Origin of the sequence: Paenibacillus polymyxa (assembly GCF_018614975.1) — a bacterium.
GTDB lineage: Bacteria > Bacillota > Bacilli > Paenibacillales > Paenibacillaceae > Paenibacillus > Paenibacillus polymyxa_E.
In genome coordinates this window covers 638,539-661,179 of record NZ_JAGGNR010000008.1, presented here as the reverse complement: position 1 = coordinate 661,179, position 22,641 = coordinate 638,539, and the positions used below count along the sequence as shown (strand labels likewise).

Below are 22,641 nucleotides of genomic sequence, written 5' to 3'. Positions count from 1 at the left end.
GTATGAGTTTCAAAGCAGTGGAGTTGCAGATTGCGGTACCACGAACAAGTGAAGCGGGACGTTATCAAAGTGAAGCCCAGCAGCGACCGATTACAGATCAGAATCTTTTGGCAGAGCAAACATCGAAAGAAGCAAATGAAGCAAGGCAACGAAGTGAAGCAATGGACGAAACTTCACAGACTTCGGTGCGTGATGGTCATACCCATGATGGGAATCAGCAGAATGGTTCCGATGGACAGGAGAATGCTCAGGCTCAAGAAACTGTCAAACCTGCAGAGCACCCGTACAAAGGAAAACACATAGATCTGTCTTTATAATAGATGGTTGTTATGGATAGGCAGTCTTGCGCACCGATGGTTGAATCAGAAGGAGAGAACCCAAATTGTCACCATGGATCATTATTGTCATATTAGGGGCCTGCGCCATCGCCTACGCTTATATTATGCCTCGTAAAAACAAGGCGCAGGAGCCCGGGCATCAACTGGTGCAGGAGATGGAATCTACGCTTGAACACTACATGACCGAGATCGAAAATGATAATGATGCACTTATTCAACGTGTGGCTGAAATGAAGGGAGAAGCGACAGCAGCCGATCAACGTATGCAATTGCAACTTCAGGAATTACAGCAGCGGTTGGATCAGCTGGAACAGAGCAAAAAGAACGAACCTGTCGCATCACCCGTTCCACACTCAGGTAATATACCCGGACAAGCTTCCGAAGGTCTGCAAGCACAAGCGCTCGTGAAAAGTGTACAAGTAGAGGCGGCCCAGCAGGCGTTAAAAGCAGACCTACAGACCAGTAAAGTCGAAACTTTGCCTGGGCGTGAATCGATTAAAGATCGATATGCAGAACTCTTTAATCTACATGCTGAGGGCAAGTCGGTGGATGCCATATCCAAGAAGACAGGCATTCAGCGTGGTGAGGTACAGTTAATACTGCAACTGGCAGAACGGGAGGAAAGCTAAGTCATGGACAAGCGATCCTTATGGATTGGTTTGGGGAGCGGCATGATTATTGGTGCGGTTTTGCTTCAACTGGCTACAGTTGGACAAAATGCATTGTCGGATAGTAACCTGGACCCCGAGCAGACCGCCAATATGACCAAAGAACAGCTTGAAACAGCCGCAAAAAGCCTGGATATGAAGGTGGTCGGTTCTGAAGAGGAACTATACACAGAAGCAGAGTGGGTGGCAAAGAAAAAGCAGGAGAGCAGTGAGTTGCAGGGAAATACAGCAGCACCGCCTGAGGCAGTAACCTCTACGGAGACACCTGAAGAGCCTGAGAACCCACAAGAGCCCGCTGCAAATGTAGTTGAAGAGCAGAAAGAGATAACTGAGCCGAAGACAACAGAACCTGTAGCGCCGAGCAATCCGAAAGGCGCAACAGTATCATTCAAAGTACGTTCAGGAAATAGTCTGGCGATCGTTGCAGCAAACCTAAAAACCGCGGGAATTGTAGATGATGCTCAAGCATTCATAAAGGCTGGCAAGGCTGAGAGAATCAATACCAAAATCCAAGTGGGTACCTATGCGCTTGAAAAAGGCGAAAGTTTCAAATCCATTATCGCAAAAATTACGAAAGAACCGTCAAACTGAGCATGCTCGGACAGGACGGTTTTTGCGTATTAAACGGTGCATTTTCAAAGCTTGATAATAATTAGCGCCTGAGTTACATATCAAGTTTAAAATGATTCGAAGCTAGCAAAAAACGAAAAGTAGATTTTAGCTTCAAAGACTGTTGCATCGGGCAGTCAATTATGCTATATTAGATAACGGTGTTAAAACACACGCATGTGCTAATTTTGTTGAGGGTGCTTTCCTTATGGAGAGTCTTGGCGAAAAATGATGCCGGCGGAGGACACAATAAAAACCATATTAGGAGGTGTGTGAAGATGGCAGTAATCTCCATGAAGCAGCTTCTCGAAGCTGGGGTACACTTCGGTCACCAGACTCGTCGTTGGAACCCAAAAATGGATCGTTATATCTTCACTGAAAGAAACGGAATTTACATCATCGATTTGCAAAAAACGGTGAAAAAAGTCGAAGAGGCTTACAATTTCGTTAAAGGAATCGCAGGAGAGAATGGTAAAATTCTTTTCGTGGGCACCAAGAAACAAGCTCAAGATTCTGTTAAAGAAGAAGCTGAACGTGCTGGTCAATTCTACATTAACCAACGCTGGCTCGGCGGTACCCTGACTAACTTCCAAACGATTCAAAAACGTATTGATCGTTTGAAACAGTTGGAAGCTTGGGAAGAAGACGGTACATTCGCTGTATTGCCTAAAAAAGAAGTAATCTTGCTTCGCAAAGAAAAAGATCGTCTGGAGAAATTCTTGGGCGGTATTAAAAATATGAAAGGCCTGCCAAGCGCCCTGTTCATCATCGATCCACGCAAAGAGCGTATCGCTGTTGCGGAAGCTCGCAAATTGGGTATCCCAATTGTTGGTATCGTTGATACTAACTGCGATCCGGATGAGATCGATTATGTTATCCCGGGTAATGACGACGCGATCCGCGCTGTTAAATTGCTGACAGGTAAAATGGCTGATGCTGTAATCGAAGCTAACCAAGGCGAAGAAACTTCCGCTTAATAGATTCGAACATATGTTATAAACTAAATGAAAAGGGTGGTTGGCAGGTGGATAACCTCTCACTGCCCTTTTTTTAGAGTGTACGTACAATACTTAATGTTGGAGGGAATTTATAATGGCAGTTAATGCGAGTGCAGTAAAAGAACTTCGCGAAAGAACGGGCGCTGGTATGCTCGATTGCAAAAAAGCACTGGAAGAAGCAAACGGTGATGTAACAAAAGCAGCTGAATTGTTGCGTGAGAAAGGTCTCTCTGCAGCAGCAAGCAAAGCAGGCCGTGCAGCAACTGAAGGTGTTGTTGAATCTTACATCCACGCTGGTGGACGTATTGGTGTCTTGGTTGAAGTTAACTGTGAAACAGACTTCGTTGGTAAAACGGATCAATTTAAGGATTTCGTTAAAGATGTAGCTATGCAAATCGCTGCAGCTAATCCTAAATTCGTTACACGCGAAGAAGTTCCTGCAGATGAGCTGGAAAAAGAAAAAGAAATCCTGAAAGCTCAAGCTCTTAACGAAGGCAAACCAGAGAAAATCATTGAAAAAATGGTTGAAGGCCGTATCGGTAAATACTACGAAGAGTACTGCCTGATGGAACAAACTTTCGTTAAAGATCCAGACAAAACGATCTCCCAATTGCTGAACGAAAAAATCAGCCAAATTGGTGAAAACATCTCCATCCGTCGTTTCGTTCGTTACGAACTGGGTGAAGGTCTTGAGAAAAAAGTAGACAACTTCGTAGAAGAAGTAATGTCCCAAGTTAACAAATAAGACGGTTTCTATAAACTCGCGAGCAGGATTGATTTTCGAAGATATAAGAATGATGAAACTTCGAAGCGTAAACTCCCTTATATCTCAGGAAAACAGTGCCTTGCCGGTTAACGTTTTTCCTAAAAGAGCGGAACACAACTGTGTTCCTTTCTTTTTAAGCAGGAGGCCATGCGCGAGAAGTTTTGTTGGTTGAACACCAAGCGTGTTCGATTCAAAGTGGAGGGTGAATAATTGGAACAGCCAGTATTTAAACGTGTTGTCTTAAAGGTCAGCGGAGAGTCTCTTTCCGGTCAAAACGGCTACGGTATTGATGCAGATACGATCTCGTCGATTGCCCAACAGGTAAAAGAGGTTGTTGCACTTGGTGTACAGGTTGCTATTGTATGTGGCGGCGGAAACATCTGGCGTGGAATTGCCGGTAGCGAAAAGGGCATCGATCGTGCAACTGCTGATTATATGGGTATGCTGGCGACGGTAATGAACTCGCTGGCACTGCAGGATGCTTTGGAACAGATTGAAGTACCTACGCGTGTACAGACATCTATTGCAATGCAACAAATCGCAGAGCCTTATATTCGTCGTAGAGCTATTCGCCATCTGGAGAAGGGCCGGGTCGTTATTTTTGCAGCAGGTACAGGTAACCCGTTCTTTTCCACGGATACAACAGCAGCACTGCGCGCAGCGGAGATTGAAGCAGAAGTTATCTTGATGGCCAAAAATAAAGTTGATGGTGTATACTCAGCAGATCCGTTTAAGGACAGTACAGCTGTGAAATTTGATCAGTTGACTTACATGGATATTCTTAACAAAGACCTTGGTGTAATGGATTCAACGGCATCCTCGCTTTGTAAGGACAACAACATCCCGTTGATCGTATTTGCCATTACGGAACAAGGTAACATCAAACGTGTTGTTCTGGGTGAACGTATCGGAACTATCGTTAAAGGGAGTGTAGATTAATGCCACAAGCGGTTAAACAACATGCCGAAGAGCGTATGGAAAAAGCAATTCAAGCATTGCGTCGTGACCTGGCTACTTTGCGTGCAGGCCGTGCAACTCCAGCTCTTCTGGACCGAATTCAGGTAGAGTATTATGGAGCAATGACGCCATTGAATCAACTCGCTAATGTCAGTACTCCGGATTCCCGTACACTGATGATACAGCCTTGGGACAAATCTTCTATGGGTGACATCGAGCGTGCCATCATGAAATCGGATCTGGGTCTTACTCCAGCCAATGATGGTAGCATGATCCGTTTGTCTATTCCGGCATTGACGGAAGAACGTAGAGCGGAACTTGTTAAGCTGACGAAGAAGTTCGGTGAAGAAGGTAAAGTAGCGATTCGTAACATTCGCCGTGATGCGAATGATGACATCAAGAAAATGGAGAAGTCAGATATTTCCGAGGATGAGTCCCGGAGACATCAGGACGATATCCAAAAATCGACTGACAAGTTTATTGCTGAAGTCGATAAGGTACTCGCTGCCAAAGAAAAAGAAATTATGGAAGTGTAAGACAAGCGCAGCCCCTCCAATACGGTGGGGTTTTGTCTCTTTTTCCAAGCTTCAGATAAAGAAACTTCAGGGATTTTGGAGGAACAGGAATGATCAAACGGGTTCGGTCGTGGTGGAATGGGGCTGACAAGCAGGAAACGCTGACTATATCCGAGGACAATATCCCGCAGCACGTCGCCATCATCATGGACGGCAATGGACGATGGGCCAAACGTTTGGGACTCCCGCGTATAGCCGGGCACCAAAATGGTATGAAGGCGGTCAAACGTGCGACCATCGCGGCGGATGAACTGGGCATCAAATATCTGACGATGTACGCTTTTTCGACAGAAAACTGGACGCGTCCAAAAGAAGAAGTGGATTTTCTGATGCGACTTCCGCAAGAATTTCTAGCCATAGAGCTGGATGAACTTATAGAAAAAAATGTGCGCATTCGCATGATGGGTCAAGAGGAACATTTACCTTCTCATACCATTAATGCCTTGCGGGAAGCCATTCGTCTTACGGAGCATAATACTGGTCTCGTTTTGAACTTTGCAATGAACTATGGAAGTCGTCGTGAAATGACGGACTGTGTTAAACAGATCGCTCTGCAGGTGAAATCGGGGGAACTATCGGCAGAGGACATAACACCTGAACTCATTGATAGACATATGCTGACGGTTGACATGCCCGATCCGGATCTGCTAATCCGGACGAGTGGAGAGTTGAGATTAAGCAACTTTATGCTTTGGCAGCTTGCATATAGTGAATTATGGTTTACGGATATATACTGGCCCGAATTTGGCAAAAAGCATTTGCTTGAAGCAGTAGCCGAATATCAGCGCAGAACAAGGCGTTACGGCGGTTTGAAATAGATGGAGGATGAATCCGTTGAAACAGCGATTAACGACAGGAATCATAGCAGGTGTGTTGTTTTTAGGTTTTTGCATGCTGGGCGGACCCTGGTACCATGGTTTGGTATTGCTTATGGCTCTCATCGGTTATTATGAATTTGTTAAAATGACCGGGGTGATGCCTTTTTCAGGTGTGGCCCTGATTGGATATGCTGGTGTTTTTGCCATTGTGTTTCCGTGGGAAATGCTTTGGGAGGCAAGACCGCTATCTTTATTTCAGGTCATCTGGACAGTAATGCTTGTACTGATGACAGCTTCGGTTGTCACCAAAAATAAGGTTCCCGTGAATACAGTGGCCATGCTTTTCCTCGGCGTGTTGTATATAGGGATCGGTTTCTATTACATTGCAGAATCCAGACATCTGCATCATGGGTTGTTCTGGACGTTCCTGTTGCTGGGCTCCATATGGGCCAGTGATGCAGGAGCTTATTTTGTAGGGAAACTAATTGGTAAAAACAAACTGTGGCCTTCTATCAGTCCAAATAAAACTGTGGAGGGTGCACTGGGTGGCATCGTAATTGCAATTGTTATTTCAGTTATTTTTGCATTAGTATCAGATGGTTTGCTTTCCTGGCAGAGAGCGATTGTGATCGGAATTGCCTGTGCAGTTGTAGGTCAGATGGGTGACTTGATCCAGTCTGCATACAAACGTGTATATAATATCAAGGATTCAGGCAGTCTTCTCCCAGGGCATGGAGGCATTCTTGATCGGTGCGACAGCTGGATTGTTGTTTTTCCATTCGTACATATACTAATGCTACTGCCCTACTAAAGAAGAACATGAGACTGAGATAACAGCATTGTTCGCCGTAGGCATTGGATAATTAAAGATGAGGTGCAGCATGAAAAAAATTGCGATTCTCGGGTCAACCGGCTCCATTGGAACCCAGACACTGGATGTAGTTGACATGCATCCAGAACTCTTTCAAGTGGAGGGACTGGCTGCCGGAGTCAATACAGACCTGCTGATCGAACAAACCAAACGTTACCGGCCGAAGAAGGTATCGGTGGGTTCCAAAGAACTGGCGGAGAAGATAGCTCCACATTTGCCAGCAGGAACGCAACTATTTTATGGCAACGAAGGACTCGTAGAAGTTGCGGCAGGAACCGATGCGCATACGGTTGTTACAGCGGTGGTGGGCAGTGTTGGATTGGAGTCAACGCTTGCTGCCATAGATGCAGGCAAACAGATCGGACTCGCCAATAAGGAGACATTGGTTACAGCGGGGCATATCGTTACGACAAGAGCGGCTGCCAAAGGAGTCTCTTTACTGCCCGTTGATAGTGAGCACTCTGCCATATTCCAATGTTTAAATGGTGAAAACAGAGAACGCCTGACAGGCATCACGCTCACCGCTTCAGGTGGATCATTCCGTGATCTTACCCGTGAACAGTTGAAGAACGTGACTATAGAGGATGCGCTTAAACATCCGAATTGGTCAATGGGCTCCAAAATCACGATAGACTCGGCAACGATGGTTAACAAGGGTCTTGAGGTCATTGAAGCACATTGGTTATTTGGTCTTCGATATGATCAGATTAATGTATTGCTCCACCCAGAGAGTGTTATTCATTCCTATGTGGAATTTGATGACACCAGCATCATCGCTCAACTGGGGAATCCGGATATGCGAGTTCCCATTCAATATGCATTGACTTACCCTGACCGCTTGCCATCACCAGCACAGCGTCTGTCTCTTGCTCAAGCGGGGAAATTACATTTCCGTGAGATGGATATGGAACGGTTCCCGTGTTTAAGAATGGCGTATGAGTGTGGTAAAATGGGAGGAACCGCAACAACGGCGTTTAATGCAGCCAACGAGGTTGCTGTAGCTCGTTTCTTGCGTAAAGAGATTTCATTCCTTAAAATAGAAGATATTATTGCTTCTGTGCTGGAAGCACACCACAATGTGGACGAGCCTGATCTGCAGGAGATCGCGCGTTGTGATCAGGAGAGCCGTAAGCTTGCGTCCGGTCTGTAATCTCTTTTTTCATAACAAATTGGAAGAAGTGATTCTCTTGTGCGGCATCAGAGAATAATGATAATCTAGAGGGACAGACTGCGGTATGTGCCGTGAAGGAGGATGGATAGGGATTGGAAACCATACAAGTGGTATTTCTAACGGTGCTCATGTTCTTTGTCATCGTGACGGTTCATGAATGGGGGCATTATTATTTTGCCAAACGCGCCGGTATTCTTGTACGGGAATTTGCGATCGGTTTTGGTCCCAAATTGTTCTCATATAAAAGAAACGAGACCCAGTTTACATTGCGTTTGTTGCCTTTTGGTGGATATGCACGGATGGCAGGGGAAGATCCGGAACTGGTAGAGATCCAGGAAGGACAGACCATTGCGGTAAGATCAGCGGATGACCAGGTGAAGATGATTTATCTGGACCAGCTGGATAACCGTAAAAATGTAATACGTGGTGAAGTCATCTCCATTGATATGGAGAATGCCCTGAAACTGCAACTGGACGTAGATGGTGAAATTCAGGAGTATCGTATACATCCCCAAGCGATGTTGGTAAGTCGTGGTAAACAAACGCAGATTGCACCGAAAGATCGTCAATTCGGCAGCAAAACCGTTGGACAGCGTGCATTGGCTATTTTTGCGGGACCTCTGATGAACTTTATCTTGGCCTTTGTGCTGTTTGCAGTATATGCGCAGATGGCAGGAGTTCCAGTGGAGAATCCCAAAAATCTACAAATTGGTGAAGTGCTTGAAGGTGGGGCAGCCGATCAGGCGAACCTGCAAAAGGGCGATATTATCGAGACGATCAATGGTACTGTTATTGGTACAGATTCACAAAAAATGGTGTCGATGATTGCCGATTCCAAAGACAAGCCAATGGAATGGACGCTGCGCCGGGGTTCGGATACGTTTAATATAACGATTACTCCACGTGCTGTAGAAGGACAAGAGGGCGGTAAAGTGGGAATCGTACCTACGTTACCAACTCGATCTGTTGGGTTTGTAGAGACGTTTAAAGTCTCAGGCGTGGCCATGGTTGATACAACCAAAGTAATATTTGAAGGTTTTAAACATCTGATCAATCAATTCAACATGGATGATATTGGTGGTCCAGTTCGTACATTTGAAGTGACAGGGCAAATTGCTAAACAAGGGATTGAGCAGTTAACGAGATGGGCAGCGATTTTGAGTTTGTATCTTGGGATTTTCAACCTGCTTCCCATACCTGCACTGGACGGCAGCCGTCTCGTATTTTTGGGAATTGAAGCGCTGCGCGGCAGACCTGTTGATCCCAATCGCGAAGGCATGGTGCATTTCATTGGATTTGCGATGTTGTTTGTGTTGATGCTGGCAGTAACTTACAATGATATATTACGTTTAATTAACGGATAATTACGGTTGGACTACGCTCTGGACATTCAGAGATAGTCGTTATGGGAGGACGCTGGAGTCTTATGTCAAAGGAAAATGATAAACAGTTCGTGACTGAAATCACACCACAGGGTGAGGATTTCTCACGCTGGTACATTGATGTTATCAAAAAAGCTGATCTCATGGACTATGCACCCGTACGCGGTTGTATTGTGTTCAAACCAGACGGATTTGAAATCTGGGAACATATTAAGGATGAGTTGGATCGTCGTTTCCGGGAAACGGGTCATCGCAATGCGTATTTCCCGATGTTCATTCCTGAGAGCTTCTTTCAAAAGGAAAAAGAGCACGTGGAAGGTTTTAACCCTGAATTACCATGGGTTACGGAAGCTGGCGGAGAGAAGCTTGAAGAACGTCTGGCAATCCGTCCTACATCCGAAACGATTATTGGTCATATGTATTCCAAGTGGATTCAGTCTTATCGGGATCTTCCGGTACTGATCAACCAGTGGGCTAACGTAGTTCGTTGGGAAAAAAGAACGTTGCCGTTCCTTCGCACAAGTGAGTTTCTGTGGCAGGAAGGTCATACTGCGCATGAGACCGAAGAAGAAGCACGTGAAGAAACGATGAAAATGCTTGAGATTTACCGTGAAGTGGTTGAGGAATACTTGGCTATTCCTGTAATTGTGGGTCAGAAAACCAAATCTGAGAAGTTTGCGGGTGCGGTGGATACGTACTCGATCGAAGCCATGATGAAGGATGGACGTGCTGTACAAGCAGGTACATCTCATTACATGGGGACGAACTTTGCAAAAGCATTTGAAATCCAGTATCTTAGCCGGAACAATGTGCTCGAGCTGGCTTACACTACTTCATGGGGAGTAAGCACACGTTTGATCGGTGCATTAATTATGGTTCACGGAGATGACCGTGGTCTCGTACTTCCTCCTAAAGTCGCACCAACACAAGTGGTCATGATTCCAATTGGACCTCCGAAAACGCGTGATGCTGTGGTTGGGCGTGCAGATGAGTTGTTCACTGAGTTGAAAAAAGCTGGAGTCCGTGTGAAAATGGATGATCGCAGCGATGTTCGCCCAGGTTGGAAATTCAATGAATACGAGATGCGTGGTGTTCCGATTCGTCTGGAGATTGGTCCACGTGATATGGAAAATGGCGTTTGTGTACTCGTATCACGCATCACAGGTGAGAAGAAAGTGGTAGAACAAACAAACCTGGTAGAAGAGATCCAGGCTATGCTGACACAGATCCAGGTAGATATGTTAGAACGTGCTCGCACATTTATGTCGGATAACTTCTACTCCGTGGATACACTCGATGAGATGAAAGAACTGATGGAAAATAAACGCGGGTTTACACTGGCTGGATGGTGCGGTTCAGAAGCTTGCGAAGATAAAGTAAGAGAAGTTACAGGTGCAACAAGCCGGAACATTCCGTTCCAGCCTGCGGAAGAAAAGCATACGTGCCTGGCTTGTGGTGAACAGGCAGAACACACGGTTGTGTTTGCAAGAGCGTATTAAGTCGAAATAACCTGACTATATACATTGAACTAAACATGTAAATATCTTTTTGTTCAATGTATATAATGGCACGTACGGACTGTAAGAGTAATGAATGGAGAGCTTCTGTCGGATAAAATGAGTCGGTGCGAGTTCGGATCGGTGACATTTTTGAATGCAGGGGCTTTTCATGCTTTAAGGGGGTACAAGGAGGAACACGATGAGCGGATTCGAGGAGAAGAGAAAACGGTTTGAGTTGTTGATGAAACAGGCAGAGCTTCCGGCTGGTCTGTTAGAGCCCTATTTTTTGGATGGATGGATTGAACAAGTAGAGACCAATCGAAGTAATCGGGAATGGAATATTCTGATTGCAAAGGATACGTTGGTACCCGCTCCAATCTATCGCACATTTTGCCTGCATATTCAAGAGAAGATGAATCATATCGCCAAAATTTCATTTGGCTTCAAATACACGGACCAGGTACAAAATGGTGATATCGTCAGTGAATATTGGAATCTGTTTCTGGAGTGGGTTACCCGTGAGATTCCATCTGTGAATGGTTGGATGAACCGGACAACCTTTGAGTGTGAAGAGGATCTCCTACAACTGACAATGAGTGATGCAACGTCGATGGAATTGGCTCGTAAGAAACAGATTGATCAGGCTATTACAAAATTCTATGAAAAATACTTTCATCTACCTCTTCGCATCAAGATGCAAGTGGGTGAAGTGGGAAGTAATAAAGAGGCCATGGAACAGTTCCAGGCCCAAAAACGTGTAGAAGAACTTGAGGTCATCGAGAAAATGATGAGTGAAGTGGACACAGAAATCCCGGTGGATGAGGAGCAGGGTGATCTGCGTTTGCAAATGGGTTATGACATCAAGGAACCTGCAGTACCCATGCAGGAAATCCAGGATGAAGAGAAAAAGGTCACACTTCAAGGTTCGGTGTTTGGACTGGATCGTAAAGAACTGCGAAACGGAAATACGTTGTTTACCTTCTACCTGACCGACTTCACGGACTCCATGCAAATGAAGATGTTTGCCAAAACCAAAGAGGACGTTAAAATCCTCAGTTTGCTGGCGAACGGTAAATGGGTAAAAGTGCGTGGTCGTGTAGAGTATGACCGGTTTATGCAGATTCCTGAACTCGCCATGATTCCTTCGGATTTGATTGAAGTTAAAGCACCGCCGTCTCGTAAAGATAATGCACCAGAGAAACGGGTGGAGTTCCATTTGCACTCTACGATGAGTACCATGGATGCTGTAACTTCAATCGACAAATACGTGAAAATGGCAGCTGAGTGGGGACATAAGGCGATTGCTGTCAGTGATCATGGTGGGGTGCAGGTATATCCCGAGGCTTCCAAGGCTGCTAAGAAAAACGGGATTAAAATGATCTACGGCCTTGAGGCCAATGTTGTGAATGACTCTGTTGCCGTTGTAATGGCTCCTCAGCCATTGGATCTCCAAACAGCAACATACATCGTATTTGATATCGAGACCACAGGTCTGTCGGTAACGCAGAACAAAATCATTGAGATTGCTGCCGTGAAGATGCAGGATGGTAAAGAAATCGACCGGTTTGCAACGTTTGTGAATCCGCATGAACGCATTCCCTACAACATTCAGCAATTGACCAATATTAATGATGAAATGGTAAAAGATGCACCTGAGCTTGAGCCTGTTATCCGTGATTTTGTACAGTTTGCGGGAGATGGTGTACTTGTTGCCCATAATGCACGTTTTGATATGGGCTTTATCCAGGCTTCCTTGAAGCAAATTGGATTGCCAGAGCTTCCTAACCCGGTCCTTGACACATTGGAACTGGCGAGATTGTTATTTCCAAAAAATAAGAACCACCGTCTGAATACGATGGCGGATAAATATAAGGTTGGACTCGAAAGCCATCACCGTGCCATTGATGATACGGTTGCACTCGCGGGTATCCTGATCGGATTATTAAATGATGCTGCCCAGATGAAAGGTTTGACAAGGCTTGATCGCTTGAATGATTATGTAGGTGTCGACTTGTCGAATACAAGACCTTTCCATTGTGGAATCTATGCACTGAATGATGTTGGTAAGAAAAATTTATATAAGCTGGTATCTCTCTCTCATACGGAACATTTTAAGCGGGTACCGTGCATTCCCAAATCAAAACTGATTAATTTGCGTGAAGGCCTTGTAGTTATATCGGGCTGTGAAAAAGGTGAGTTTTTCGAAGCGGTGCTTAACAAATCGCTCGAAGAAGCGGAAGAGATCGCTGAATTCTATGACATTCTGGAGATCCAACCACTTACCATGTATATGCATTTGGTGGATAAAGGGTTGGTGGCTACACCCGAAGAAATCAAAACAGCGATCCGTAAAGTCATCGATATAGGTGCAAAACTTAATAAACCGGTCATAGCCACAGGTAACGTGCACTATTTGGAACCGCGTGACAAGTTATATCGGGATATCACCATTCACGGAATTACAGGATTTAGTCCACTGAAAGATCAGCGTAAACCGGATGCACATTTTAGAACGACAGAGGAAATGCTGGAAGAGTTCCAGTTCCTGGGTCAGGACAAAGCATACGAGGTCGTTGTTACAAATACGGTAGAGTTGTCTGACCGATTTGAGGAAATTAAGTTATTCCCGGACAAACTGTTTACTCCGATTCTGGAAGGGGCAGACGAAGAAATCCGTAATACCTGTTATAACACTGCCAAGTCCATCTACGGCGAGGAATTACCGGAAGTAATCGTGGCACGACTAGAGAAAGAACTCATTCCAATTATTAAATACGGGTTTTCTGCCAACTATCTGATCTCGGAACGCTTGGTTAAAAAATCGAATCAGGATGGTTACCTTGTAGGTTCGCGGGGATCGGTTGGCTCCTCTGTTGTTGCTACATTCTTGGGTATATCCGAGGTTAATCCACTACCTGCTCATTATATTTGTGTGAATTCAGAATGCAAACACAGCGAGTGGTTCCTGGACGGCAGTGTTCGAAGTGGATTTGACCTTCCAGAGAAAGAGTGTCCGGATTGTGGTGGCACACTTAAAGGAGAAGGCCAAGATATTCCGTTTGAGACCTTCCTTGGATTTAAAGGAGATAAAGTTCCCGATATTGACTTGAACTTCTCTGGTGATTATCAGCCTCATGCTCATAACTATACGAAAGTACTATTTAGTGAGAAGAGTGTTTTCCGTGCGGGGACCATTGGTACGGTGGCTGAGAAAACAGCATTTGGTTTTGCCAAGAAGTATGAGGAAGAACATCACAAGAAATGGCGCGGAGCTGAATTGAATCGTTTGGCCTCTGGCTGTACTGGGGTGAAACGGAGTACTGGACAGCATCCCGGCGGTATTGTCGTGGTACCTGATTATATCGAGGTAGAAGACGTTACACCTGTGCAGTTTCCGGCTGACGACGTTAATGCGGAGTGGAAAACGACACACTTTGATTATCATGCTTTTGAAGAAAACTTGCTGAAACTTGATATTCTGGGGCACGATGATCCCACTATGATGCGGATGTTACAGGATTTGACAGGTGTCGATCCAACGACCATTCCGATGAATGATCCCAAAGTCATGAGCATGTTTAACTCAACTGAAGCTCTGGGTGTTACACCTGAACAGATTAGGTCGCCGGTCGCGACGTTTGGTGTGCCGGAGATGGGAACGAAGTTTGTACGTCAGATGCTTGTTGAATCCCAGCCGACATCTTTTGCCGATTTACTGCAGATTTCCGGATTGTCCCATGGTACAGGGGTATGGCTTGGAAACGCTCAGGATCTGATTAAGAACGGAACGTGTAACATTAAGACGGTAATCGGTTGTCGGGATGATATCATGTTATTCCTGATTTATAAAACGGGAATGGACGCAAGTCTGGCATTTAAGATTACCGAGAGTGTTCGTAAGGGACGAGGTCTGCCACAGGAATGGATTGACGAGATGAAGAATTGTAAAGTGCCTCAATGGTACATTGATTCGTGTCTCAAAATCCAGTACATGTTCCCGAAGGCTCACGCGGCTGCTTATGTTATTTCGGCAGTACGTACGGCGTTCTTCAAGCTATATCATCCGATTGAATATTACGCAACTTACTTTACCGTGCGGGCGGATGAGATTGATATCGAACTGATGTGTCAGGGATATGACGCGATCTATCGCAAAATTACGGAAATTGAGCAATTAGGTTTCCAGGCACCTCCGAAAGAGAAAAACATGTTACCTGTCCTGGAAATGGGTCTGGAAATGGCAGCACGCGGATTCTCGCTGAAATCCATTGACTTATACCGTTCGGAAGCGACAAAGTTCATCGTTGACGGAAAATCACTAATCCCTCCATTTTCGGCGTTGGCAGGAATCGGGGATAATGCTGCTCGCAATATTGCGGCAGCAAGAGATCATGGTGAGTTTCTATCGGTTGAGGACTTCCAGCAGAAGTCGAAAGCAAGTAAGACCATTGTTGAACTCTTGTCCAATATGGGATGTTTCCGTGGCTTGCCAGAGAGCAATCAGCTTTCCCTTTTCTAGGATTGAATTTGGATTTAACCATAGCGATTGTTGCGGGAACGTAATTTTTCCTTCATTAGTAAGTAAACTGCCTGAACCATCGCTTACTTGTCACTATTACCAGACTATGTTATAATTTTTGAAGTGAACGAGATAGTACGAATTTCTAAAGAGTGGGGAAACCCACTCTTTAGTCTTTGGTATACAAGAATCTTGGGTATTGAATAATCTGCCAGTGCTTTTTTGCTGGTGTAACCTAAGTTGGAGGTTATTGGTTTTGAGCACAACGAACATTAAATCTACCGTGGAAGAAATGATCCAACCCTACTTGAACGAACAAGGCTTCGAGCTGGTTGACATCGAATACGTCAAAGAAGGCAGCAACTGGTTTTTACGGGTGTATGTCGACAAAGAGGGTGGCATCGACATCGACGATTGCGTCTTGATCAGCGAAAAGCTGAGCGCCAAGCTGGATGAGAACGATCCGATTCCAACCATCTATTTCCTTGAAGTGTCTTCTCCCGGTGCGGAGCGTCCACTGAAAAAAACTGAGGACGTTACTAAAGCTGTAGGCAAAAATGTTTTTGTTACAACCTACGAGCCGGTGAACGGATTGAAGGAATTTGAAGGCAAGCTGCTTTCCTTTGATGACGGGGAACTTGTGATCGAAGCAGGCAAAAAACAGCATGCCATTTCTTATGATCAGGTTGCCAGTGCGCGCCTAGCTATTTTGTTTTAAGTGCCTTGTTCACTTTATTAATGAAAAAGACACATCTCACGATAACGGCAAGGTGCTCATGAGTTCAGAGCCTTTCGCCGTTTTGCGTATGAGATGCCATGTTTGAAAGGGGGATCAACATTCATGAGTATGGATTTTATTGAAGCAATGAATGAATTGGAACGGGAAAAAGGGATCAGCAAGGATGTGCTGTTTGAAGCGATCGAGGCTGCACTAATTTCCAGCTACAAGCGGAATTTCAACACGGCCCAGAATGTGCGTGTTGACATGAACCGTAATACTGGAGTTATTCGGGTGTATGCCCGTAAATTGATCGTGGAAGAAGTCCTGGATTCACGTACCGAAATTTCATTGCCTGCTGCACGAGAAATCAACCCACACTTCCAGCTGGAAGATATTGCGGAGATTGAAGTTACGCCGCGTGATTTCGGACGTATCGCCGCACAAACTGCCAAACAGGTAGTGACCCAGCGGATTCGTGAAGCCGAACGCGGCCTGATCTACAACGCTTTCGTAGATAAGGAAGAAGATATCGTTACGGGAGTGGTGCAGCGTCAGGATTTGCGCAATATCTACATCGATCTGGGCAAAATCGAAGCGGCTTTACCGCTGACCGAATTGATGCCGAACGAGAAGTTTGTTCATGGTGACCGTATTAAGGCGTATATCACCAAGGTCGAGAATACGACGAAAGGGCCGCAAATCATTTTGTCCCGTACCCATCCGGGCCTCTTGAAACGTCTCTTTGAACTGGAAGTGCCTGAGATCTTTGACGGTGTAGTTGAAATTCGCTCCGTCGCTCGCGAAGCAGGGTTCCGCTCCAAGATTGCCGTTCATTCCCGCAACGAGGAAGTTGATCCAGTTGGATCTTGTGTAGGTCCTAAGGGAATACGCGTGCAGACCATTGTGGGTGAGCTGCGCGGTGAAAAAATCGACATCGTTCGTTTCTCCGATCAGGTAGACGAATATGTTGCTAATGCACTGAGTCCTTCCAAAGTATTGGAAGTTCAAGTATTTGAGGAAGAAAAGATGGCTCGGGTTATCGTTCCGGACTATCAACTGTCGCTCGCAATTGGTATCAAAGGCCAAAATGCCAGATTGGCAGCCAAATTAACCGGCTGGAAAATCGACATTAAGAGCGAGAGCCAGGCGGAACAGGAATTCGGCAGAGAAAAAGATTCTTCTTCTGAAATGCATCAGGATTCCGTCTCCGTCGACTAAAGTAAAGTACGGGGGGCGCTGACGTATGAAACCAAAAAAAGTGCCGCTGCGCAAATGTGTGGCATGCCAAGAAATGATGCCCAAAAAGCAGCTGATTCGCATTGTAAAAACACCAGAGGATGAAGTGCTGATCGATTTGACTGGCAAAAAATCCGGACGTGGTGCCTATTTATGCGGCAAAGAGTCTTGTTTTAAGCTCGCACTCAAAAACCGGGCTTTGGATCGGGCGTTAAAAGGCAAAGTCTCACCTGAAATTTACGAGCAATTAGCAGCTGACTTTATCGCGGTTGAGGATGAATTCAAAGCAGCACAGGAGCGTGAACATGACTAATATTAAAACGCTGTCTTATCTGGGACTCTCTATGCGTGCAGGTAAACTTGTAACAGGTGAAGAAATTGTACTTAAAGCGATCCGTTCTTCCGAAGCTAAAATGGTTATTGTTGCGGGTGACGCCTCAGCCAATACACAAAAGAAATTTCGCGATAAATGCGGAACTTATAAGGTTCCTCTGTTGATCGGATTTGACCGGGATAGTCTGGGTTCAAGTATCGGTAAAGACACGCGTGTTGTTCTTGCAGTAACGGATCGAGGGTTTGCAAAAATGATCTCCAAGCAAGTCGGTATAATGTCGGAGGTGGAGTATATTGAGTAAACAGGAAAACAAGGATAAATTGCGAGTTTATGAATATGCGAAGTCCCTTAATATGAGTAGTAAAGAAATTATAACCATTCTTAAAAAGCTGGAAATTCCCGTAAACAATCATATGAGTGTCATGGAGAATGGTTCAGTCGGTAAGGTGGAACAATTTTTTAAAGATATTAAATCCACTGCTGCTTCGAAACAAGGCAACGATGCAAAACCAGTTGCTACTTCGGCAGTGCGCAGTGACAAACCAGTGGACAGCAACAAGCCGGCCGGCGGAGTGAACACGCCGAAGAGCAGTAACCCATCCGGTAGTCCCGTACAAACAAAAATACAACAGGAAAAGCAGGTAGGTATGAACAATAGACCAAATTCCAACAATAACAATGGCACCCAAAGACCCAGCGGCCAAGACAGCCGCAACAGAACAAACTCTTCCCAAGGCTCAAGCCAAGGAGGACAATCAACTAACCGTCCAAGACCGGCTCAAGGAGGACAAAGCAGTACTGCATCCCGTCCGCAAGGATCGGGTCAACGTCCGAATAACAGCGGTGGAGGTCAAGTAAGAACTTCAGGACCTAACAGCGGTGGTAATACAGGTACTGCTGGCAACCGTAGCGGTGGCCAAGGTCAGAGCCAAGGACAAGGCCAACGTAGAAGCGGACCAGGTGGTACTACTGGCAGCAACAACAATAGTGGTAACCGTTCGAACAGCGGTGGCGGTGGACGTCGTTATGATGACAATCGTGGCGGTAACTTCCGTGGTAACCGTGGTGGCAAGAACAACCGCAACAGAAATCAACAACAGTACCAACAACGTGAGAAAATTGATAACACACCTAAGAAAATCATCGTTCGTGGTGATATGACTGTAGGTGAAACAGCGAAGTTGCTCCATAAGGATGCTTCCGAAGTTATCAAAAAGCTCATCGCTATGGGCGTTATGGCAACAATCAATCAAGAGCTTGATATCGAAACGATCCTTCTGCTTTCAGGTGAATTCGGTGTTGAGGTTGAAGTGAAGATTGTGCTTGAAGATGACCGTTTCGAAACACTGGAAGAGAATGATGATGCTGCTGACTTGCAGGATCGTCCACCAGTAGTTACGATCATGGGTCACGTTGACCATGGTAAAACAACTTTGCTGGATGCCATTCGTTCCACGAATGTATCCGGCGGCGAAGCAGGCGGAATCACACAACATATCGGTGCATACCAAGTTGAAATCAACAGCAAAAAGATCACGTTCCTGGATACTCCGGGTCACGAAGCGTTTACAGCGATGCGTGCACGTGGTGCACAGGTTACCGATATGACGATTATTGTTGTAGCAGCAGATGATGGTGTTATGCCACAAACAATTGAGGCGATTAACCATGCTAAAGCAGCTGGGCTTCCAATTATCGTTGCTGTCAATAAAATCGACAAACCGGGTGCTGATCCGGATAAAGTAAAACAAGAATTGACTAACTATGAACTCGTTCCGGAAGAGTGGGGCGGAGATACCATCTTTGTTAACGTGTCAGCGAAACAAAGAATGGGTCTGGAAGGTCTGCTTGAAATGATTCTGCTCGTTGCAGAAGTGAACGAATACAAAGCGAACCCGGACAAACGTGCCCGTGGTACAGTAATTGAAGCCGAGCTGGATAAAGGACGTGGCCCAGTTGCCCGTATCCTCGTACAGCACGGTACATTGAAAGTCGGCGATGCTTTCGTAGCAGGTAACTGCTTCGGTCGTGTCCGTGCGATGGTCAATGACAAAGGTCGTCGTCTGAAAGAGGCTGGACCTTCAACACCTGTAGAAATCACAGGTTTAACTGAAGTTCCAGGTGCGGGAGATCCATTCATGGTGTTTGAAGATGAGCGCAAAGCGCGTTCCATCGCTGACAAACGTGCGATTACGCAACGTGAATCCGATCTGGGTACACATACTCGCGTAACGTTGGATGATCTGTTCCAGCACATCAAAGATGGCGAGATCAAAGATCTGAACGTAATCATCAAAGGTGACGTACAAGGTTCGGTTGAAGCATTGAAAGGTTCCCTTGCGAAGATCGAAGTTGAAGGTGTACGCGTGAAAATCATTCATAGCGGCGCTGGTGCAATCACTGAGTCCGACATCATTCTGGCTGCGGCATCCAATGCTATCGTGATTGGTTTCAACGTTCGTCCTGATAATCAGGGGAAATTGACTGCAGATCAAGAGCAAGTAGACATTCGTCTGCATCGCGTAATCTACAGTGTTATTGAAGAAATTGAACAAGCAATGAAAGGTATGCTTGATCCGATCTACAAAGAAAAAGTTATCGGTCATGCTGAAGTTCGGAGCACGTTCTCCATCAGTAAAGTGGGCACCATCGCTGGTTGTATGGTTACCTCGGGTAAAATTACGCGTTCTGCGGAAGCACGCCTGATTCGTGATGGCATCGTCCTTTACGAAGGCAAGCTGGATTCCCTGAAACGTTTCAAAGATGATGCCAAAGAAGTAGCCCAAGGCTACGAGTGCGGTATCACACTGGATAAATACAATGATCTCAAAGAAGGCGACGTTATCGAAGCCTTCATTATGGAGACAGTACAACGATAAGCAAGGAAGCATGAGGTGAACAACAATGGCTAAGATTCGTACAGGTAGAGTGGGCGAGCAGATCAAGAAAGAAATCAGTCTGCTCATCCAGTCTGAACTGAAAGATCCACGTATCGGCTTTATTACGGTAACGGGAGTCGAAGTGACAGGAGACTTGTCGCAAGCCAAAGTTTATCTGAGTGTCTTCGGTGAACAGGAACAAAAAGATAACACGCTCAAAGCTCTGGCAAAAGCAAATGGATTTTTGCGTTCCGAGCTGGGCAAACGTATCCGGTTCCGGCATGTTCCCGAGTTGATATTCAAGATTGACGAATCCATCGCTTATGGCAGCCGAATTGAGAAGCTGCTTGGCGATATTGGTTCCGACAAGAACGAATCCCAGTAACAGAATAGAGGAGACGGCAATGCACACTTATGAACAGGCGCTCCAGGCCGGAAAGCAATTTCTGCTGGAGCATGATGATTACCTGGTCGTGTCGCATGTACAGCCGGACGGTGACGCAGTCAGCTCGACGGTAACGGTGGGCTGGCTGCTGTCATGTCTGGGCAAGACATTCACGATGATTAATGAAGGTGAAATCCCCGCGCGCATGCAATTTTTGTGGGAAGCAGGCAACATTGTGAACATGACCGAACAACCACCGCAGCGAAAATATAAAGCTGTTATCTGTGTGGATTGTGCAGACTTTGCCAGAGTGGGTCTGACACGTCAATATTTCGAAGACGATGCTGTTATTTTGAATATTGATCATCACCCTACAAATGACGGTTATGGTACAGTCAACATCATTAAGGCAGATGCTGCTGCAACGGCTGAAATTTTGTTCGATTTTCTTAACCTGTTCCAAGTAACATGGGATAAAGATGTTGCGACGGCAGTTTATACAGGATTGCTTACCGATACAGGTGGCTTCCGCTATGCCAATACCAGCCCAAATGTAATGACAACGGCCTCCAGACTGCTTGAACATGGCGTGGATGGACCCTATCTCGCCCAGACCTTGTTGGAGCAGGTGACTCTTCCACAAGTTCGGATTTTGAATCAGGCACTATCAAGCCTGCAGATGACAGATGATGGAAAGATAGCCTGGGTTGTTATTACACCAGATGATATGGTCGCTTGCGGAGCAGCTAATGAAGATCTTGAAGGGGTAGTGAACTATCCGCGCAACATTCAGGGCGTGGAAGTTGGTATCTTTTTCAAAGTCATCAACGAGAATGCAGTCAAGGTTTCTTTGCGTTCAGCTGGCAAAGTTGATGTTGCTGCACTAGCACAGACCTTTGGCGGAGGCGGGCATGTGCTCGCAGCCGGATGTCGTCTGGAAGGCAGACTTGATGATATTGTCGCAAAAGTACTGAAGCAGGTGAATTCACAATGGTAAAGCCATTTGAAGGTGTACTTCCGGTATATAAACCGGCGGGATTTACTTCTCATGATGTTGTAGCCAAAATGCGTCGCATTCTGAAAATGAAGCGCATTGGGCATACGGGCACACTTGACCCACAAGTTACAGGCGTTCTGCCGCTCTGTCTTGGACGGGCGACACGTGTGGTGGAGTACATGCAGGAGCTTCCGAAGGAATATCTGGCTACGCTCAGATTGGGACTGTCTACTGACACAGAGGATATGACAGGGGAAGTCATTGAGCGGGCTGAAACGACTGTGGAAGTAACACAGGAACAGGTTCAACAGGTGCTTGAGCAGTTTCTGGGCACGATCTCTCAGGTACCACCCATGTATTCTGCGGTAAAGGTAGACGGCAAACGTCTTTATGAACTTGCTCGTGAAGGAAAGACGGTAGAGCGTAAGAGCCGTGAGGTCACAATCTATGAGCTCGAACTTACAGGGATTGAGATTCAGGGTGAGACCACAGATATATCCTTTCGGGCCTTATGTTCAAAAGGTACCTATATTCGGACATTGTGTGTAGACATTGGCCGGCAACTCGGATATCCATCGACCATGGTTCAACTGGAGCGTACGATATCGGCAGGTATCTCTGCAGATCGTTGTCTTCGTATTGAAGAAGTGGAACAACTTATGGCTGACGGGACTTTGGCGGAGGCGTTGATTCCTGTTGACGAGGCTATTGCTTCAATTCCGGCCCACAAGGTTGGAGAAGAACAGGCCAAAGGAGCACTTCAAGGTCAGAAACTGTCTGCACGTCTTCTGGAACCGCCTGTAGAGCAACCTGGTTTATTGCGGTTGTATGCTCAGGATGGTACGTTTCTGGGGATATTTGAACGGGATGAACTAAAATCAACGGTGAGGGCAGTTAAAGTCTTTTTGCCGGAATAAA

Annotated in this window: 21 protein-coding genes; all 21 read left to right on the top strand. The window is 45.8% G+C overall.

What is annotated here, in order from left to right; translation table 11 throughout:
- The first annotated feature begins 2 nt into the window (after positions 1 to 2).
- Complete coding sequence (locus J7E78_RS06355) at positions 3 to 317, top strand: hypothetical protein (protein ID WP_215075433.1); 315 nt, start codon at positions 3 to 5, stop codon at positions 315 to 317.
- A gap of 65 nt (positions 318 to 382) precedes the next feature.
- On the top strand, positions 383 to 967 hold the full coding sequence (locus J7E78_RS06350) for a hypothetical protein (RefSeq protein WP_215075432.1): 585 nt from the start codon (positions 383 to 385) through the stop codon (positions 965 to 967).
- A 3-nt stretch (positions 968 to 970) separates the two neighbouring features.
- Positions 971 to 1,597, top strand: coding sequence for an endolytic transglycosylase MltG (locus tag J7E78_RS06345; RefSeq protein ID WP_215075431.1), 627 nt, complete (start codon positions 971 to 973; stop codon positions 1,595 to 1,597).
- Between the two features lie 296 nt (positions 1,598 to 1,893).
- Complete coding sequence (gene rpsB / locus J7E78_RS06340) at positions 1,894 to 2,592, top strand: 30S ribosomal protein S2 (RefSeq protein WP_017689155.1); 699 nt, start codon at positions 1,894 to 1,896, stop codon at positions 2,590 to 2,592.
- A 115-nt stretch (positions 2,593 to 2,707) separates the two neighbouring features.
- Positions 2,708 to 3,358 (top strand): translation elongation factor Ts, encoded by a 651-nt coding sequence (tsf, locus tag J7E78_RS06335; RefSeq protein ID WP_124114084.1) that lies wholly within the window; start codon positions 2,708 to 2,710, stop codon positions 3,356 to 3,358.
- A 231-nt stretch (positions 3,359 to 3,589) separates the two neighbouring features.
- Positions 3,590 to 4,318: a UMP kinase gene (gene pyrH / locus J7E78_RS06330; protein ID WP_076208883.1), complete on the top strand. Its 729-nt coding sequence runs from the start codon at positions 3,590 to 3,592 to the stop codon at positions 4,316 to 4,318.
- On the top strand, positions 4,318 to 4,872 hold the full coding sequence (frr, locus tag J7E78_RS06325) for a ribosome recycling factor (RefSeq protein ID WP_215075430.1): 555 nt from the start codon (positions 4,318 to 4,320) through the stop codon (positions 4,870 to 4,872). Before pyrH ends, frr begins: the two co-directional genes overlap by 1 nt.
- A gap of 89 nt (positions 4,873 to 4,961) precedes the next feature.
- Positions 4,962 to 5,729 carry an isoprenyl transferase gene (locus J7E78_RS06320; RefSeq protein WP_017689151.1) on the top strand — a complete coding sequence of 256 codons (768 nt, stop codon included), beginning with the start codon at positions 4,962 to 4,964 and terminating at the stop codon, positions 5,727 to 5,729.
- Between the two features lie 16 nt (positions 5,730 to 5,745).
- Positions 5,746 to 6,540 (top strand): phosphatidate cytidylyltransferase, encoded by a 795-nt coding sequence (locus tag J7E78_RS06315; protein WP_215075429.1) that lies wholly within the window; start codon positions 5,746 to 5,748, stop codon positions 6,538 to 6,540.
- Positions 6,541 to 6,610: 70 nt separating this feature from the next.
- Entirely contained in the window at positions 6,611 to 7,750 is a 1,140-nt protein-coding gene (locus J7E78_RS06310; protein WP_215075428.1) for a 1-deoxy-D-xylulose-5-phosphate reductoisomerase, read from the top strand.
- Between the two features lie 113 nt (positions 7,751 to 7,863).
- The gene (gene rseP, locus J7E78_RS06305; protein WP_215075427.1) at positions 7,864 to 9,135 is read left to right on the top strand and encodes an RIP metalloprotease RseP; all 1,272 of its coding nucleotides are present in this window, start codon (positions 7,864 to 7,866) and stop codon (positions 9,133 to 9,135) included.
- A 62-nt stretch (positions 9,136 to 9,197) separates the two neighbouring features.
- Positions 9,198 to 10,652: a proline--tRNA ligase gene (gene proS / locus J7E78_RS06300; protein ID WP_215075426.1), complete on the top strand. Its 1,455-nt coding sequence runs from the start codon at positions 9,198 to 9,200 to the stop codon at positions 10,650 to 10,652.
- Positions 10,653 to 10,851: 199 nt separating this feature from the next.
- The gene (locus J7E78_RS06295; RefSeq protein WP_215075425.1) at positions 10,852 to 15,171 is read left to right on the top strand and encodes a PolC-type DNA polymerase III; all 4,320 of its coding nucleotides are present in this window, start codon (positions 10,852 to 10,854) and stop codon (positions 15,169 to 15,171) included.
- 256 nt (positions 15,172 to 15,427) lie between these two features.
- On the top strand, positions 15,428 to 15,889 hold the full coding sequence (rimP, locus tag J7E78_RS06290; RefSeq protein WP_215075424.1) for a ribosome maturation factor RimP: 462 nt from the start codon (positions 15,428 to 15,430) through the stop codon (positions 15,887 to 15,889).
- Positions 15,890 to 16,012: 123 nt separating this feature from the next.
- Positions 16,013 to 17,110, top strand: coding sequence for a transcription termination factor NusA (nusA, locus tag J7E78_RS06285; protein ID WP_063566378.1), 1,098 nt, complete (start codon positions 16,013 to 16,015; stop codon positions 17,108 to 17,110).
- 25 nt (positions 17,111 to 17,135) lie between these two features.
- Positions 17,136 to 17,441, top strand: coding sequence for an RNase P modulator RnpM (gene rnpM, locus J7E78_RS06280; RefSeq protein ID WP_017689143.1), 306 nt, complete (start codon positions 17,136 to 17,138; stop codon positions 17,439 to 17,441).
- Entirely contained in the window at positions 17,434 to 17,763 is a 330-nt protein-coding gene (locus J7E78_RS06275) for a L7Ae/L30e/S12e/Gadd45 family ribosomal protein (RefSeq protein ID WP_017689142.1), read from the top strand. Before rnpM ends, J7E78_RS06275 begins: the two co-directional genes overlap by 8 nt.
- On the top strand, positions 17,756 to 20,341 hold the full coding sequence (infB, locus tag J7E78_RS06270) for a translation initiation factor IF-2 (protein WP_215075423.1): 2,586 nt from the start codon (positions 17,756 to 17,758) through the stop codon (positions 20,339 to 20,341). The genes J7E78_RS06275 and infB overlap by 8 nt, the downstream gene beginning before the upstream one ends.
- A 25-nt stretch (positions 20,342 to 20,366) precedes the next feature.
- Entirely contained in the window at positions 20,367 to 20,726 is a 360-nt protein-coding gene (gene rbfA, locus J7E78_RS06265) for a 30S ribosome-binding factor RbfA (RefSeq protein ID WP_017689140.1), read from the top strand.
- 19 nt (positions 20,727 to 20,745) lie between these two features.
- Positions 20,746 to 21,723 carry a DHH family phosphoesterase gene (locus tag J7E78_RS06260; RefSeq protein WP_215075422.1) on the top strand — a complete coding sequence of 326 codons (978 nt, stop codon included), beginning with the start codon at positions 20,746 to 20,748 and terminating at the stop codon, positions 21,721 to 21,723.
- Complete coding sequence (truB, locus tag J7E78_RS06255; protein ID WP_215075421.1) at positions 21,717 to 22,640, top strand: tRNA pseudouridine(55) synthase TruB; 924 nt, start codon at positions 21,717 to 21,719, stop codon at positions 22,638 to 22,640. The genes J7E78_RS06260 and truB overlap by 7 nt, the downstream gene beginning before the upstream one ends.
- Position 22,641 lies beyond the last annotated feature (1 nt).